11 protein-coding genes are annotated in these 15,997 nt (G+C 69.7%); 9 read left to right on the forward strand and 2 right to left on the reverse strand.

What is annotated here, in order from left to right:
- Positions 1-43: 43 nt before the first annotated feature.
- Positions 44-1,687 carry a ricin-type beta-trefoil lectin domain protein gene (locus tag ACFYTT_RS03995; RefSeq protein ID WP_131052432.1) on the reverse strand — a complete coding sequence of 548 codons (1,644 nt, stop codon included), beginning with the start codon at positions 1,685-1,687 and terminating at the stop codon, positions 44-46.
- A 999-nt stretch (positions 1,688-2,686) separates the two neighbouring features.
- Between ACFYTT_RS03995 and araB the strand changes: the two genes are divergently transcribed.
- The 7 genes from araB (at position 2,687) to araA (ending at position 11,656) form a co-directional block, all read left to right on the forward strand.
- Positions 2,687-4,369: a ribulokinase gene (gene araB, locus ACFYTT_RS04000; RefSeq protein WP_131052431.1), complete on the forward strand. Its 1,683-nt coding sequence runs from the start codon at positions 2,687-2,689 to the stop codon at positions 4,367-4,369.
- Positions 4,366-5,058, forward strand: a complete 693-nt coding sequence (locus ACFYTT_RS04005; protein ID WP_387257615.1) for an L-ribulose-5-phosphate 4-epimerase — start codon at positions 4,366-4,368, stop codon at positions 5,056-5,058. The genes araB and ACFYTT_RS04005 overlap by 4 nt, the downstream gene beginning before the upstream one ends.
- A gap of 127 nt (positions 5,059-5,185) precedes the next feature.
- A complete protein-coding gene (locus ACFYTT_RS04010; protein ID WP_236145655.1) occupies positions 5,186-6,190 on the forward strand; it encodes an ABC transporter substrate-binding protein in 1,005 nt (334 codons plus the stop codon).
- 187 nt (positions 6,191-6,377) lie between these two features.
- Positions 6,378-7,919, forward strand: coding sequence for a sugar ABC transporter ATP-binding protein (locus ACFYTT_RS04015; protein WP_131052429.1), 1,542 nt, complete (start codon positions 6,378-6,380; stop codon positions 7,917-7,919).
- Positions 7,920-7,995: 76 nt separating this feature from the next.
- Positions 7,996-9,060: an ABC transporter permease gene (locus ACFYTT_RS04020; RefSeq protein ID WP_387257616.1), complete on the forward strand. Its 1,065-nt coding sequence runs from the start codon at positions 7,996-7,998 to the stop codon at positions 9,058-9,060.
- 76 nt (positions 9,061-9,136) lie between these two features.
- Positions 9,137-10,126 (forward strand): galactofuranose ABC transporter, permease protein YjfF, encoded by a 990-nt coding sequence (gene yjfF / locus ACFYTT_RS04025; protein ID WP_131052427.1) that lies wholly within the window; start codon positions 9,137-9,139, stop codon positions 10,124-10,126.
- 27 nt (positions 10,127-10,153) lie between these two features.
- Positions 10,154-11,656, forward strand: a complete 1,503-nt coding sequence (gene araA, locus ACFYTT_RS04030; RefSeq protein WP_131052426.1) for an L-arabinose isomerase — start codon at positions 10,154-10,156, stop codon at positions 11,654-11,656.
- A 90-nt stretch (positions 11,657-11,746) separates the two neighbouring features.
- Here the strand turns inward: araA and pip are convergent, their stop codons facing one another.
- Positions 11,747-12,715 carry a prolyl aminopeptidase gene (gene pip / locus ACFYTT_RS04035; protein WP_387257619.1) on the reverse strand — a complete coding sequence of 323 codons (969 nt, stop codon included), beginning with the start codon at positions 12,713-12,715 and terminating at the stop codon, positions 11,747-11,749.
- 96 nt (positions 12,716-12,811) lie between these two features.
- Between pip and ACFYTT_RS04040 the strand changes: the two genes are divergently transcribed.
- Entirely contained in the window at positions 12,812-13,312 is a 501-nt protein-coding gene (locus ACFYTT_RS04040) for a MarR family winged helix-turn-helix transcriptional regulator (protein ID WP_387257621.1), read from the forward strand.
- Positions 13,313-13,645: 333 nt separating this feature from the next.
- Positions 13,646-15,733 carry a family 43 glycosylhydrolase gene (locus tag ACFYTT_RS04045; RefSeq protein WP_387257623.1) on the forward strand — a complete coding sequence of 696 codons (2,088 nt, stop codon included), beginning with the start codon at positions 13,646-13,648 and terminating at the stop codon, positions 15,731-15,733.
- Positions 15,734-15,997: the final 264 nt, after the last annotated feature.

Consider the following 15,997-nt stretch of genomic DNA (forward strand, 5'->3'; position numbering starts at 1 on the left):
CCGTCACCCGGTCACGCCGGGCGACGGGTTCGCGCCGTCCGGGTCAGGCCCGGCTCCACCGTTGGTTGGCGGCGGTGTGGCAGTTCCAGACCAGGACCGTGGTGCCGTTCGCGGTCCCGTTGTTGTTCACGTCCAGGCAGAGGTTCGGGAATCGGACGTTGCTGACCGTGCCGTTGCCGTTGAAGGTCCACTGCTGGTTGGTGCCCCCGTTGCAGTCCCAGATCTGCACCGGGCTGCCGGCGGTGGCGGTGGTGGAGACGTCCAGGCACTTGCCGAGCACCTGGAGGCTCTGGCCGTTCTGGGTGAAGCTCTGGTTGCTGTTGCTGTGGCAGTCCCAGATCAGCGTGGCGGTGCCGTTGGCGGTGCCGCCGTTGTTGACGTCGAGGCACCGGCCGGAGGACTCGCTGCGCAACCGGAAGGTGGTCGGCGGGTTGGTCGTGCCGCCGCCGCTGACCCGGAAGACCGCCGTGCCGTGTGCCGGCACGCTGGCGGAGATCGCGCCGGTGCTGGTCGAGGTGCCGTTGGTCCAGGCGTCGCGGAGCGTGAACGAGCTTCCGGACTTGCCGATGGCCGCCGCCGTGGTGGACACGGTGGTGGTGGACGAGCCCTGGTTGAGCAGGGCCACCGCGACGTCGCCGTTGGCCAGCCGCTTGGCCAGCACCCGGCGGGTGCCGTCGTGGGACACCTGCACGGCCTGGAGGGCGAGCGGGTCCTGGTTGATCGCGATGAGCTGCGGGTTGCGCAGGATGGCCAGGGTCGCCGCGTTGGCGTTGCGGATGTCGTTGCCGGCGATCAACGGCGAGGCCATGATCGACCAGAGGGCGAAGTGGCTGCGCATCTCGGTGTCGTTCATGCCCCCGTTGCCGACCACCATCATGTCCTGGTCGTTGAAGGCGCCCGGTGCAGCCCACGGGGCGAGGGGAACGGTGACGTTGATGATGTTCTGCACGCCCATCGGGTAGCCGTTGGTCTGCCCGGTGTTCCACGAGTTGGTGATGTCCTCGGTGGTCCGCCACATGTTGGCGATGTCGCCCCAGTTGCGCTGCGGACCGGTCTTCTCGTGGATGCTGTTCGGGTTGATGCTGTAGACGATCGGTCGGCCGGTGGCGGCCAGCGCGTCACGCATCAGGGAGAAGCCGGCCACCTGGTCGTTGATGGTGCCCCAGGGCGAGCACCAGTCGTACTTGAGGAAGTCCACGCCCCAGGCGGCGAACTGGCGGGCGTCCTGGTATTCGTGTCCGAGGCTGCCGGTGGAGCCCGGCCAGGCGCCGAAGTACTGGGCGCAGGTCTTCTCCCGGGGCACCTGGTAGATGCCGAAGAGCAGACCCCGGGCGTGCAGGTAGTCGCCGAGCGCCTTCATGCCGCTGGGGAACCGGCCGGCGTGGGCCTGCAGGTTGCCCTGGGCGTCGCGGTTCGGGTCGAACCAGCAGTCGTCGACGACGACGTACTTGTAGCCGAGGTCCCGCATCCCGGTGGAAACGATCGAGTCAGCCATCTGATGGATCAGGGCCTCGTTGATGTTGCACCCGAAGGTGTTCCAGGTGTTCCAGCCCATCGGTGGCGTACGGGCCACCCCGTTGTTGAGTGCCTGTGCGGGTCTCGGCGAGTGGAGCCCGTCGACGACGACGGCCGTGAACGCCAGCATCAGGACGCTCAGGACGGCCAACCATCGTGGTCGTGCGCGCATGCGGACCTCCTTCAAGGTCACGGGAGCCAACAGGTGTCGTCCGGCGATGACCGACGACGAGGTGCCCGTGTGGTGGTGGGGGTGGTACGACGTGCGTGGTGCGTCGCCGGGTGGGCGCACCGGTGGTGGCAGAGCACCGGCCGGGCGAGGGTGCGCCGGTGACCGGCGGCGGTCGGCCCTCGCCGTCGGCCGTGGCCGCACGGAGTCCTCGGCCGGCCACGCTCAGCATGGATGTCGCGAATGTTATCGCTGACATTCAATTCTGTAAATCACTCGTGACGGGTGGTCGAGGTGTGTGCGGCAGGTCTGCCCTCGCTCTCATCGACCGTCGACGCGGTGATCGTGCACGTCAGTGCGGAGACGGACCCTTGCGGCAAGGCGGCGTGCGCGCGGTGGAAGGACGCCGGGCGCGATCTGCCTTGATCGTCTGATGAATCGCCAATGTTAACGCTCATTTGAGGGTCGGCTGAACGGACCGGTCGCCGGGGCCGATCGGTGCCGCGCCGACGTTCGGACGGTGGCGGAGGTCGGTTCCCGTGTGCCGTCCACGGTGCCCGGTGTCCGTACGGATGTGCGCAGCTCGTACCCGGGTGCCGAGACCGTGCGGGTCCGGGTGCGGCGCTCCGGCGCGGGGCGCCCCGCGCGGTGATCGTGCGGCGGTCGTCGCGCGCCCGCGTCCGCTCCGGTCCGACCGGTCCGGCACGCCGTCCCAGCAGGCCGAAGAGGGCCGGGTGCGGTCGTCGTCCCACCCTCCGGTGCGCCCCTGGCGCCCGGCTCGCGTCGGCGGGGTTCGTGCCCGGCCCCACGGTGGCCGGTGCGCCGATGAGCCGGATGCGGCATGACCTGGGGTGGGGGCGTCGCCGCGCGCCACCCTTCGGTAACCTGTTGACGACGGTCTATTCCTCGGTGTACTCCGTTACGGAGCTGTTGCCGGCAGGTGTCTTGACGGCGCAGGATGTGAGCGTTAACACTGAGGTCCGTCATCGGCCGGAGGTGAAGATGAGCGGAGTGGACGAAGCAGGCGACCGGTACGTCGTCGGCGTCGACTACGGCACCCTGTCGGGACGGGCCCTGGTGGTCCGGGTCCGCGACGGTGCCGAGTTGGGGACTGCGGTGCACGAGTACCGCAGAGCGGTCATCAGCACCGCCCTACCGGACGGCGGCACCCCGCTGCCGCCCGACTGGGCGTTGCAGGACCCCGAGGACTACCGCGACGTGCTGCGCCACGCCGTTCCGGCGGCGGTGTCCGCCGCCGGGATCGACCCGGCCGACGTCATCGGCATCGGCATCGACTTCACCGCCTGCACGGTCCTGCCGACGCTCGCCGACGGCACCCCGCTGTGCGAGGTGCCGGAGCTGCGCCAGCGCCCGCACGCCTGGGTCAAGCTCTGGAAGCACCACGCCGCCCAGCCGCACGCGGACCGGATCAACGCGCTGGCCCACGAGCGGGGGGAGCCCTGGATCGGCCGCTACGGCGGCAAGATCTCGGCCGAGTGGCAGTTCGCCAAGGGCCTGCAGATCCTGGAGGAGGACCCGGAGGTCTACCGCCGGGCCGAGCGCTTCGTCGAGGCGGCCGACTGGATCGTGTGGCAACTCTGCGGCGTCGAGACCCGCAACGTCTGCACCGCCGGTTACAAGGGCATCCTCCAGGACGGCAACTACCCGTCGGCGGACTACCTGACCGCGCTCAACCCCGACTTCGGCGACTTCACGGCCAAGCTGGACGGTCCGCTCCTGCCCCTGGGCGCGAAGGCGGGCGGGCTCACCGCCACCGCCGCGACCTGGACCGGGCTGCCGGAGGGCGTCGCGGTCGCCGTCGGCAACGTCGACGCGCACGTGACCGCGGCCTCCGCCCAGGCGATCGAGCCGGGCCGGTTGGTGGCCATCATGGGCACCTCCACCTGCCACGTGGTCAACGGCACCGTCCCGGCCGAGGTGGCCGGCATGTGCGGTGTCGTCGACGGCGGCATCAGCGACGGCGCGTGGGGCTACGAGGCGGGCCAGAGCGGGGTCGGTGACATCTTCGGATGGTTCGTCACGCACGCCGCCCCGGCCGGGCTCGACTCGCACGAGCGGCTCACCGAGCTGGCCGCCGCGCAGCCGGTCGGCGCCCACGGCCTGGTGGCGCTGGACTGGTGGAACGGCAACCGGTCGCTGCTGGTCAACCACGACCTGAGCGGCATGATCGTCGGTCTGACCCTGGCCACCCGCCCGGAGGACGTCTACCGTGCGCTGCTCGAAGCGACCGCGTACGGCACCAGGATGATCGTCGAGGCGTTCGTGGACGCCGGCGTGCCCGTCGACGACCTGGTGATCGCCGGGGGGCTCACCTCGAACAAGCTGCTCATGCAGATCTACGCGGACGTCACCAACCGGCCGCTGGGCATCATCGGCTCGGCCCAGGGCCCGGCGCTCGGTTCGGCGATCCACGCCGCCGTCGCCGCCGGTGCGTACCCCTCGGTCCGGGAGGCGGCGCAGACCATGGGCCGCGTGCACGAGGCCGTCTACCAGCCGGACCCGGAGCGGGTACGCGCCTACGACGCCCTCTACGCCGAGTACCGCGCCCTGCACGACCACTTCGGTCGTGGCGCCAACGACGTGATGCTGCGCCTGCGGGCGATCCGCAACGCGGCGGTCGAGTCGACCGGTTCGCCGCAGGAGACCGTGGAGGTGCCGGCATGAGCGAGGACCTGACCGCACTGGTGACCGAGTTGCGTGCCGGCGTCGCCCGGCTGCACGGCGAGCTGACCCGCTACGGGCTGGTCGCCTGGACGGCCGGCAACGTCTCCGCGCGGGTGCCGGGCCACGATCTGATGGTCATCAAGCCCAGCGGCGTGGACTACGACGACCTCTCGGCCGAGAACATGGTGCTCTGCGACCTCGACGGCGTACCGGTCGAGGGGGAGTTGTCGCCGTCCAGCGACACCGCGGCGCACGCGTACGTCTACCGTGCCATGCCCGAGGTGGGCGGCGTCGTGCACACCCACAGCACGTACGCCACCGCCTGGGCGGCGCGCGGCGAGTCGATCCCCTGCCACCTGACCGCGCAGGCCGACGAGTTCGGCGGGGAGATCCCGGTGGGCCCGTTCGCGCTGATCGGCGGCGACGACATCGGCAAGGGCATCGTCAGCACCCTCACCGGGCACCGGTCGCCCGCGGTGCTGATGCAGAACCACGGCGTCTTCACCATCGGGCGCAACGCCCGGGCCGCGGTCAAGGCCGCGGTGATGTGCGAGGACGTCGCCCGGACCGCGCACCTGGCGCGTGCGCTCGGGCAACCGGTGCCGATGGCGCAGGCCGACATCGACGCGCTCTACGACCGCTACCAGAACGTCTACGGACAACGCCCCTCGCCTCCGGCGAGCTCCTGACCGGTCGCGGGTCCCGGCGACCCGCGACCTGATTCGCACCACCCGCACAGGATCCGCACCACCGACTCAGGCCACCCGTGCAGCACGGCGGGGGGCGTGGACAACCGCACCCACTCGAGGAGATCCGATGAGGAACATGCGAATGCCGATGGCGCGTCGTCGCGCCATCGCGGTCGCCGCCGCCGTGCTGCTCGCCGGCAGCGTGGCGGCCTGCGGTAACAGCGACACCGGTAGCGACGCCGGTGGCGACGACGGCAAGCTCGTCCTGGGCTTCAGCCAGGTCGGCGCGGAGAGCGGCTGGCGGACCGCCAACACCAACTCCATCAAGGAGGCGGCGGCGGAGGCGGGCATCGAGCTGAAGTTCGACGACGCCCAGCAGAAGCAGGAAAACCAGATCAAGGCGATCCGCAACTACATCCAGCAGAAGGTCGACGTGATCGCCTTCTCGCCGGTGGTGGAGTCCGGCTGGGACACCGTGCTCAAGGAGGCCAAGGACGCCGGCATCCCGGTCATCCTGACCGACCGCGCGGTGGACTCGGCGGACAAGTCGCTGTACAAGACGTTCCTCGGCTCGGACTTCGTCAAGGAGGGCCGCCTCTCCGGTGAGTGGCTGGTCGAGGAGAAGAAGGCCGCCAGCGGCGACGTGAACATCGTCGAGCTCCAGGGCACCACCGGTTCGGCCCCGGCCAACGACCGCAAGAAGGGCTTCGCCGAGGCGATCGCGGCCGACCCGAAGCTCAAGGTCATCGCCTCCCAGTCGGGTGACTTCACCCGGGCCGGCGGCAAGCAGGTCATGGAGCAGTTCCTGAAGGCCCACCCGAAGATCGACGTGCTCTTCGCGCACAACGACGACATGGGTCTGGGCGCCCTCGAGGCGATCACCTCGGCCGGCAAGGTGCCCGGCCAGGACATCACCATCATCACCATCGACGCGGTCAAGGACGGCATGCAGGCCCTGGCCGACGGCAAGTTCAACTTCATCGCGGAGTGCAGCCCGCTGCTCGGCCCACAGCTGATGGACCTGGCCAAGAAGGTCAAGGCGGGTGAGGAGGTGCAGCCGCGGATCGAGACCGAGGAGACCACCTTCACCCAGGAGCAGGCCAAGGAGGCCCTGCCCAACCGCAAGTACTGATCGACGCCCGGGGTCGCCGCGCTGACGTGGCGGCCCCGCCGCGTCGCCCATTTCCCGACGGACTGGGCGCCTGGCCCGAGACCCCCGTGCCACGTCCGCCCGGTCGGCCCCACGGCTGACCGGGCGGACGCCACGGGGGCTCCGTGGCCCTTCCGTACAGCGAGAACCCAGAAGAGGATCTGATGGGATGACGGATAGCCGTCCGGTCCTGACGATGACCGGGATCAGCAAGTCCTTTCCCGGGGTGCGTGCACTCCACAACGTCGACTTCCGGCTCTACCCCGGTGAGGTGCACGCCCTGATGGGCGAGAACGGCGCCGGCAAGTCGACCCTGATCAAAGTGTTGACCGGCGTCTACGGCATCGACGAGGGCACCATCACCCTGGACGGCGAGCAGGTCGCCTTCAGCGGACCGATGCAGGCCGCCTCGGCCGGAGTCAGCACCGTCTACCAGGAGGTCAACCTCTGCCCCAACCTCTCGGTGGCGGAGAACATCTTCATCGGCCGGGAGCCGCGTCGCTTCGGCGCCGTGCACTGGGGTGAGGTCCGGCGACGGGCCCGGGCTCTGCTGACCCGCCTGGATCTCGACATCGACGTCAGCGCACCGGTGGCGAGTTTCTCGCTGGCCGTGCAGCAGATGGTGGCGATCGCCCGGGCGATCGACGTACAGGCCAGGGTGCTCATCCTCGACGAGCCGACCTCCAGCCTGGACGCCGGTGAGGTGGCGCAGCTGTTCCGGATCATGCGGCAGCTGCGCGACGAGGGCATCGCCATCCTCTTCGTCACGCACTTCCTCGACCAGGTGTACGGCATCGCCGACCGGATCACCGTGCTGCGCAACGGCACGCTGGTGGGGGAGTACCCGACCGCCGAGCTGCCGCAGCTCGCGCTGGTGGAGAAGATGATCGGCAAGGAGCTCGACGTCCTCGAACGCATCGAGGAGCAGCCCCGGCGGGAGTTGGCGGTCCTGGAGGACGGCACGCCCTTCGTCGAGGTGTCCGACCTCGGGCGCAAGGGCGCGGTCGCCCCGTTCAGCCTGACCATCCACGCCGGGGAGGTGGTCGGCCTGGCCGGCCTGCTCGGCTCCGGCCGTACCGAGGTGGCCCGTCTGCTGTTCGGCGCGGACCGCGCCGACCGGGGCCAGGTGGCGGTCAGCGGCAACGCGACCGGTCTGCGCAACCCGGTGCAGGCCATCGACCACGGCATCGGCTTCTGCTCGGAGAACCGCCGGGCCGAGGGGATCATCGGGGACCTGTCGGTCCGGGAGAACATGATCCTGGCCATGCAGGCGGCCCGTGGCTGGCTGCGACCCATCCCACGGCGTCGCCAGGACGAGCTGGTCGCCAAGTACATCAAGGCGTTGAGCATCCGCCCGCCCAACCCCGAGACGCCGGTCCGCAACCTCTCCGGCGGCAACCAGCAGAAGGTGCTGCTGGCCCGGTGGCTGATCACCGAGCCCCGACTGCTCATCCTGGACGAGCCGACCCGTGGCATCGACATCGGCGCCAAGGCGGAGATCCAGAAGTTGGTCGTCCAGCTCTCCGACGGCGGGATGGCGGTGTTGTTCATCTCCGCCGAGTTGGAGGAGGTGCTCCGGCTCAGCCACAAGATCGCCGTCATGCGGGACCGGGAGATGGTCGCGCACCTGACCAACGACGACACCGTGGACGCCGACCGGGTCATGCAGACCATCGCCAGCGGATCCCAGCGGGAAGGGGTTGAGTCATGAGCGAGCGGAGCGAGCGAATCGGCGGGCTCAGGGCGGTGGTGCCTCATGGCGGCACGGAGCGAAGCGGAGTGCCGTCATGAGCGAGCGGATCAAGCCCCTGCTCGGGCACCGGCTGTTCTGGCCGATCGCCGTCCTGGTGGTGATGCTGGCGGCGAACACGATCTACCGCCCCGGCTTCCTGTCGATCGAGATGAACAACGGCCACCTGTACGGGACCCCGATCGACATCCTCCGGTTGAGCGCGCCGCTGATCCTGGTCGCGCTCGGCATGACCCTGGTCATCTCCACCGGCGGCATCGACCTCTCGGTCGGGTCGATCTGCGCCATCAGCGGCGCCATCGCCTGTCTGCACATCAGTCAGGCACCCGACCAGAACAGCCTCGTCACGGTGGCGACCGCACTGGCGATGGCGCTCGGGGTGGCACTGGTCCTCGGCGCCTGGAACGGCGTACTGGTCTCGGTGATCGGTATTCAGCCGATCATCGCCACGCTGATCCTGATGGTGGCCGGTCGGGGACTGGCGCAGTTGATCACCGAGGGTCAGATCATCACGATCAACTCCGGCCCGTACCGGGCGATCGGTCTGGGTCACTTCCTCACCCTGCCGTTGGCGATCTTCATCGCGCTCGGTGCGGCGTTGCTGGTCGCGGCCTTCACCCGCCGTACCGCGCTCGGCATGATCATCGAGTCGGTGGGTGGCAACCGGGAGGCCAGCCGGTTGGCCGGCATCCGGTCGGGCCGGATGGTCTTCCTGGTCTACGTGGTCAGCGCGGCCTGCGCGGCGGTCGCCGGCTTCATGATGACGGCCAACGTGTCCAGTGCCGACGGCAACGCCGCCGGCCTCTGGGTGGAACTGGACGCCATCCTCGCGGTCGTCATCGGGGGCACCGCCCTGGCCGGCGGACGGTTCTATCTCAGCGGCACCATCCTCGGCGCGCTGATCATCCAGACGCTCACCACCACGGTGTACGCCATGAACATCTCGCCGCAGACGGCGTTGCTGTTCAAGGCGGTCGTCGTGATCGCAGTCTGCCTCATCCAGGCACCGGCGTTCCGCGCCACGTTCAACCGCCGCAAGCGCGGCACCCCACCCCCGCCGGCCCCGACGCCGCAGCGCCAGAAGGAGGAGGCTTCGGCATGAGCGAGCAAAGCGAGCGAATCATCAGGTTCAGCGCGATGGAGTCTCGTGGCGGCATGCAGCGAAGCGGAGTGACGGCATGAGCAGTACGTCGTTGACCACCGGGCCGAGCTGGGCGCGGCTGCCCCGGCGGCACGTGCCGGTGCTGGCCACGCTGGCCCTGCTGCTGGTCATGTACGCGATCGGTGTGTCCCAGTACCGGGCCTTCTCGAACGTCCAGGTCATCTTCAACGTCTTCATCGACAACGGTTTCCTTCTCGTCGTCGCGGTGGGGATGACCTTCGTGATCCTCACCGGCGGGATCGACCTGTCCGTGGGGTCGGTGGTCGCGATGACGGCGATGGTCTCGGCGTGGCTGCTCCAGTCGGGTCTGCCCGCGCTACTGGTGCTGGTCATCGCGTTGCTCATCGGGCCGACGCTCGGGTTCCTGATGGGCTGTGCGATCCACTTCTTCGACATCCAGCCGTTCATCGTGACACTCGCCGGGATGTTCTTCGCCCGGGGCATGTGTACGTTCATCAGTGACTCGTCGATCCGTATCACCGACGGTTTCTGGACCACGATGGCGCAGCACCGGATCGGTGATCCCGGCGGCAACTTCGTCTCGGTGAGTGTGCTGGTCGCGTTCGCGGTGGTGCTCATCGGCGCGTACGTGCTGGCGTACACCCGGTTGGGTCGCAACGTGTACGCGATCGGCGGCAACCCGCAGTCGGCGCTGCTGATGGGGCTGCCGGTGGGGCGTACCCGGATCGCGGTCTACACGATCAGCGGTCTCTGCTCGGCGATCGGCGGGATCCTGCTCTCGTTCTACACGCTCTCCGGGGCGCCGTTGATCGGGATCGGGATGGAGCTCGACGTGATCGCGGCCGTGGTGATCGGCGGCACGGTGCTCACCGGCGGTTCGGGGTACGTCTTCGGCACGGTGCTCGGTGTGCTGGTGCTCGGCGTGATCCAGACGCTGATCACGTTCGACGGTAGCCTCAACTCCTGGTGGACCAAGATCGTTATTGGCGGCCTGCTCTTCGCGTTCATCCTGCTCCAGCGCCTCATCGGCATCCGCTACAAGTGACCGCCCCTCTCGCGGAAGGCAACTCCCATGGCAACGCATCCTGAACCCGAGGTCTGGTTCCTCACCGGAAGCCAGGCGATGTACGGCGAGGACACCCTCCGGCAGGTGGCCGAGCAGTCCCGTCAGATCGCCGCACTGCTCGACGACTCGCCGGACATCCCGGCCCGGGTGGTCTGGAAGCCGGTGCTGACCACCAGCGCGGACATCCTGGAGGTCTGCCGGGACGCCGCGGTGCAGGGTGCGGTCGGGGTCATCGCGTGGATGCACACCTTCTCGCCCGCGAAGATGTGGATCTCGGGTCTGGACGCGCTGCGTACTCCGCTGCTGCACCTGCACACCCAGGCCAACGTCCGGCTGCCCTGGGACGAGATCGACATGGACTTCATGAACCTGAACCAGGCCGCCCACGGCGACCGGGAGTTCGGTTTCATCCAGACCCGGCTCGGGGTGGCCCGCAAGACCATCGCCGGCCACGTCAGCGACCCCCGCGTGGTCACCCGTGTCGGCTCGTGGACCCGGGCGGCGATCGGCTGGTCGGCGATGCGTTCCCTGCGCCTGGCGCGGTTCGGCGACAACATGCGCGACGTCGCGGTGACCGAGGGGGACAAGGTCGAGGCGGAGTTGCGCTTCGGTGTCTCGGTGAACACCTACGGGGTCAACGACCTGGTGCGGGTGGTCGACGAGGTCGCCGACGCGCAGATCGACGACCTGGTCAAGGAGTACGACGACACCTTCCGGGTCGCCGCCGAGCTGCGGCCCGGCGGTGAGCGACACGACTCGCTGCGGTACGCCGCACGGCTGGAACTGGGGATGCGGACCTTCCTGGACGCGGGCGGGTTCCGGGCCTTCACCACGAACTTCGAGGACCTCGGCGGCCTGCGCCAACTGCCCGGCATCGCGGTGCAGCGGCTGATGGCCGACGGCTACGGCTTCGGCGGCGAGGGTGACTGGAAGACCTCGGTGCTGGTCCACACGCTCAAGGCGATGTCGGCCGGCGCACAGGGCGGCACCTCCTTCATGGAGGACTACACCTACGACCTGACGCCGGGCGAGGAGTTGATCCTCGGCGCGCACATGCTGGAGGTGTGCCCGACGATCGCCGCGGACAAGCCGAACGTGGAGATCCACCCGTTGAGCATCGGCGGTCGGGAGGACCCGGTCCGGTTGGTCTTCGACGCCGAGCCGGGACCGGCGGTGGTGCTCGGTCTGGCCGACATGGGGGAGCGGTTCCGGCTGGTCGCCAACGAGGTGGACGTGGTGCCCCCGCCGCAGCCGCTGCGCCGGTTGCCGGTGGCCCGGGCGGTGTGGCGGCCCCGCCCGCACCTGGCCGGGTCGGCCGAGGCGTGGATCACCGCCGGTGCCCCGCACCACACCGTGCTCTCGCACGCGGTCGGCGTGGAGGAACTGCACGACCTCGCCGAGATGAGCCGTACCGAGCTGGTCGTCATCGACGCGAACACCGAGTCTCGTCGTTTCGCCGACGAGCTTCGCTGGAACCAGGCGTACTACCGCCTCGCCCGGGGCTTCTGACCGCGCCGTCCGCGATGCGTCGGTGCCGCCCCTCCGCTGGGCGGCACCGACGCACGTGCCCGATTCCCCTGTGGCGGGGGTGCGGGCCTGCTAGGTGCGCGCCATCGTGTCCGCCGCCTCGGACAGGACGCGCCGCATGGTCTCGCTGCCGGTGTGCCCGGCGTCCCCGACGACGTGCAGGCGTGCCCCGGGCCACGCCTGCGCGATCTCCCACGGCGTGATCGCCGGTCCGCTCACGTCGTTGCGGCCGTGCACCAGCACACCGGGGATGCCGGTCAGCTTCGGGACGTCGCGCAGGATCTCGCCGTCGGCCATGAACGCGCCGTTGCCGAAGTAGTGCGCGCAGATGCGGGTCATCGTCAGCCGCTGTCGCAGTTCCCCGGCGGAGTAGTGGCCGGGCTGGCCGTTGCTCTCCTCGGAGATGAGCGCGTCCTCCCATGCGCACCATTCCTCGGCCGCCCGTTCGCGTACCGCCGGGTCCGGGTCGGCCAGGAGCTGGCCGTAGCGCAGCAGGACCGGTTCGATCGGTGGTTGGCTGTCGGTCGGCAGCGCGTAGCCCGGCACGCCGGCGTGGGCGACGAATCGTCGCCACGCCTCGGGGAAGAACCGGCCCCCGCCGCGGTACAACCAGTCCACCTCGGAGCGTCGGGTCATGGTCACCGCGACCAGCACCATGCCGCGTACCCGGTCGGGATGGTGCGTCGCGTACGCCAGCGCGAGCGTCGCGCCCCACGACCCGCCGTACACCACCCAGCGGGCGATGCCGAGGTGCTCGCGCAGCCGTTCGGTGTCGGCGACGAGATGGGCGGTGGTGTTGGCACTCAGATCGGTGCTCGGGTCGGCCGCCGACGGTGTGCTGCGCCCACAGTTGCGCTGGTCGAAGAGCACGACGCGGAACCGCTCCGGATCGAGTGCCCGTCGGTGCCGGGTCGTGCTGCCGCTGCCGGGACCGCCGTGCAGGACGACGGCGGGTACGCCCTCGGGGTTGCCGCTGACCTCCCAGTAGACCTGGTTGCCGTCGCCGACGTCGAGCATCCCGGTGTCGTACGGCTCGATCATGTGCGCTCCTCGCGATATGACAGCGCTGTTACAGTACCCGCCATAGCAACCTCCGATCCCGGTCCCGGCGTCCTCGGCACGAGACTCGCGACGCTCATGGAGCTGCTCGACGGCGGCATCGGCCAGGTGTACGCCGAGATCGGCCTCCCCGGTCTGCGCGCGCGGTTCGCGCCGGTGCTCCTGGTGGTGGCCGACGACGGGCCGTGTTCGATCCGGGCCGTCGCGACGGCGATCGACGTGACCCATTCGGCGGCCAGTCAGACGGTCGCCGCGATGGCGCATGCCGGGCTCGTGGAGACGATCCCCGGCCGCGACGCGCGCACCAGGATGGTCACGCTCACCGACGAGGGGCGGCGCGTCCTGCCCGCGTTGCGGGCCGAGGTCGCCGCCACCACCACGGCGACCCGCGAGCTGGAGACCGAGCTGTCCATGCCGTTGCACGTGCTCGTGGACGAGGCGCTGGCCGCGCTCGCCCGACGCCCGATGCGCGACCGGATCGTCGCTGCCGACCCTGGCCTGCTCGGTGTCCGGGGTGGGGCCGCCGGGGCGGGCGGTCGCCGCGCGGGTGGCCCGCCGCACCCGCCGCGTCGACGGTGATCGGCGCGATCCCTGCCGCCACACCGCCCGGCGTGGACGGCGCGTCCGCGCCGCCCCGTCGGGCGGTGGCTTCGTCGTGTCCGGGCGCGTGATCCGGCCCCGCGCAAGTCGTCGGTGTTACGTCTTGACTAAGGATCTGTTATCGCTCACAGTCGATAGTGAAGACGGACGATATCTGCGGTCGACCGGGCCAGGCGCGTTCCGCTTCGGCGCAAGCGATCACCACGCCGCACGTGGGCACGGCGGCGGTTGTTAGCGATCACACCACGCGGGACGCATCTACCCCGCGACCGTCTCCTGTGGTCGCTCGGCTCTCTTCTCCCAAGGAGGATCATGGGTACCTTCGAGGTCCCCCGCGTCGCTCCGCATCGGCGCGGGTGGTTGTCCCGGGCCGTCGCGGCGGTGGCGGCGGTCGTGGTGGGCGGCACGCTGGTGGCGGTCGCACCGACGCCGGCCGCGGCGGCGACGGTCGACACCAACGCGTGGTACGTGTTGGTCAACCGCAACAGCGGTAAGGCCCTGGACGTGTACAACCTGGCCACGAACGACGGTGCGCGGATCACCCAGTGGACGCGCAACAACGGTAACCAGCAGCAGTGGCAGTTCGTCGACTCCGGTGGTGGCTACTACCGGTTGAAGTCCCGGCACTCGGGCAAGGTGCTGGACGTCTACAACTTCTCCACCGCCAACGGCGCGTCCATCGTGCAGTGGAGCGACGGCAACGGCACCAACCAGCAGTTCCGGCTCGCCGACTCCGACGGCGGGTACGTCCGTCTGATCAACCGCAACAGCAACAAGGCGGTGGAGGTGCAGAACGCCTCCACCGCCGACGGCGGCAACATCGTGCAGTACGACGACTGGGGCGGCACCAACCAGCAGTGGCAGCTCGTCCGCGTCGGCGACACCGGCAACCCGGGCACCCCCGGCGGCAACTTCACCAACCCGGTGGTCTGGCAGGACTTCGCCGACGTCGACATCATCCGGGTCGGCGACGTCTACTACATGTCCGCCTCGACCATGCACTACTCGCCGGGCGCGCCGGTGCTGCGCTCGTACGACCTGGTGAACTGGGAGTTCGCCGGGCACTCGGTGCCCCGGCTGGACTTCGGCACCAAGTACGACCTGCCCAGCGGGCAACACGCGTACGTGAACGGGATCTGGGCCTCGACGCTGAACTACCGACCCAGCAACCGGACGTACTACTGGGCGGGCTGCATCGACTTCGCCCAGACCCACATCTACACCGCCTCCGCCGTGGACGGCACCTGGAGCCGGCACGCCACCATCCCCAACTGCTACTACGACGCCGGCATGCTGATCGACGACAACGACACCATGTACGTCGCGTACGGCAACGGCACGATCAGCGTGGCGCAGCTCTCCGCCGACGGACGCTCCCAGGTACGGGCCCAGCAGGTCTACCAGACGCCGTCGAGCATCGGCACGCTGGAGGGAGCCCGCTTCTACAAGCGCAACGGCGCCTACTACATCTGGCTGACCCGTCCGGCCAACGGCCAGTACGTGCTCAAGTCGACCAACGGCCCGTTCGGCCCGTACGAGCAGCGGCAGGTGCTGCTCAACATGCAGGGGCCGATCTCCGGCGGCGGCGTACCGCACCAGGGTGGGCTGGTGCAGACCCAGAACGGGGCCTGGTACTACATGGCGTTCACCGACGCGTACCCGGGCGGCCGGATGCCGACGCTGGCGCCGATCACCTGGACCGCCGACGGCTGGCCGCAGGTGCAGACGGTCAACGGCGCGTGGGGCGTGAACTACCCCAACCCGTTGCCGCTGCGGCCGGTCAAGCCGCTCACCGGGGTGGACACGTTCGCCGGCACCCAACTCGGCGTGCAGTGGGAGTGGAACCACAACCCCGACACCAGCCGGTTCTCGGTGAACAACGGACTGCGCCTGCAGACCGCCACCGTCACCAACGACCTCTACCGGGCCCGCAACACCGTCACGCACCGTATCCAGGGGCCCACCTCGACCGCGACGGTCGAGCTGGACTACTCCACGATGCGCGACGGGGACCGCACCGGCCTGGCCATGCTGCGCGACAACTCGGCCTGGATCGGTGTACGCCGCGACAACGGCGCGACCCGGGTGGTGATGACCAACGGCCTCACCATGGGCAGCAACTGGAGCACCACGAGCACCGGCAGCGAGATCGCCAGTGCCGCGGTGTCCGGCGGCCGGATCTGGCTACGGGCCAACGCCGACATCAGACCCGGCTCCGGGCGGCAGGCGCGCTTCTCGTACAGCACCGACGGGGTCAACTTCGTCTCGCTGGGCAACGCCCTGACGCTCAACAACAACTGGACGTTCTTCATGGGGTACCGGTTCGGCATCTTCAACTTCGCCACCAGCGCCCTTGGTGGTGCGGTGACGGTGCGACGCTTCGAGTTGACGACGCCCTGACCTCGATGTCAGGGCGCCCTCGGGGCGGGTGCGGCGCGTACCTCCGACCGCGCCGCCCGCCGGTACGGACGGTCACCGCGCTCCGGTGACCGAGGGGGTGGTGCCCGGCGACCGGCCGGGCACCACCCGCGTCCCGGCACAGCACGTCATGCGGAATCCCGGTGTACGCCGTCGACCGGGTCGGGCGCCGGAGCCCTCGGCGCGACGCGGACTCGGCCCACGGCCAGGCAACGATCGGGATCGGCGCTGACGTAGACTGTGCGT

Origin of the sequence: Micromonospora sp. NPDC003816, assembly GCF_042874705.1 — a bacterium.
Taxonomy (GTDB): domain Bacteria; phylum Actinomycetota; class Actinomycetes; order Mycobacteriales; family Micromonosporaceae; genus Micromonospora.

Coding starts and splice junctions, on each gene's coding strand:
- ACFYTT_RS03995 (WP_131052432.1), bottom strand. CDS start 1,687: ATGCGCGCACGACCACGATGGTTGGCCGTCCTGAGCGTCCTGATGCTG.
- araB (WP_131052431.1), top strand. CDS start 2,687: ATGAGCGGAGTGGACGAAGCAGGCGACCGGTACGTCGTCGGCGTCGAC.
- ACFYTT_RS04005 (WP_387257615.1), top strand. CDS start 4,366: ATGAGCGAGGACCTGACCGCACTGGTGACCGAGTTGCGTGCCGGCGTC.
- ACFYTT_RS04010 (WP_236145655.1), top strand. CDS start 5,186: ATGAGGAACATGCGAATGCCGATGGCGCGTCGTCGCGCCATCGCGGTC.
- ACFYTT_RS04015 (WP_131052429.1), top strand. CDS start 6,378: ATGACGGATAGCCGTCCGGTCCTGACGATGACCGGGATCAGCAAGTCC.
- ACFYTT_RS04020 (WP_387257616.1), top strand. CDS start 7,996: ATGAGCGAGCGGATCAAGCCCCTGCTCGGGCACCGGCTGTTCTGGCCG.
- yjfF (WP_131052427.1), top strand. CDS start 9,137: ATGAGCAGTACGTCGTTGACCACCGGGCCGAGCTGGGCGCGGCTGCCC.
- araA (WP_131052426.1), top strand. CDS start 10,154: ATGGCAACGCATCCTGAACCCGAGGTCTGGTTCCTCACCGGAAGCCAG.
- pip (WP_387257619.1), bottom strand. CDS start 12,715: ATGATCGAGCCGTACGACACCGGGATGCTCGACGTCGGCGACGGCAAC.
- ACFYTT_RS04040 (WP_387257621.1), top strand. CDS start 12,812: ATGGAGCTGCTCGACGGCGGCATCGGCCAGGTGTACGCCGAGATCGGC.
- ACFYTT_RS04045 (WP_387257623.1), top strand. CDS start 13,646: ATGGGTACCTTCGAGGTCCCCCGCGTCGCTCCGCATCGGCGCGGGTGG.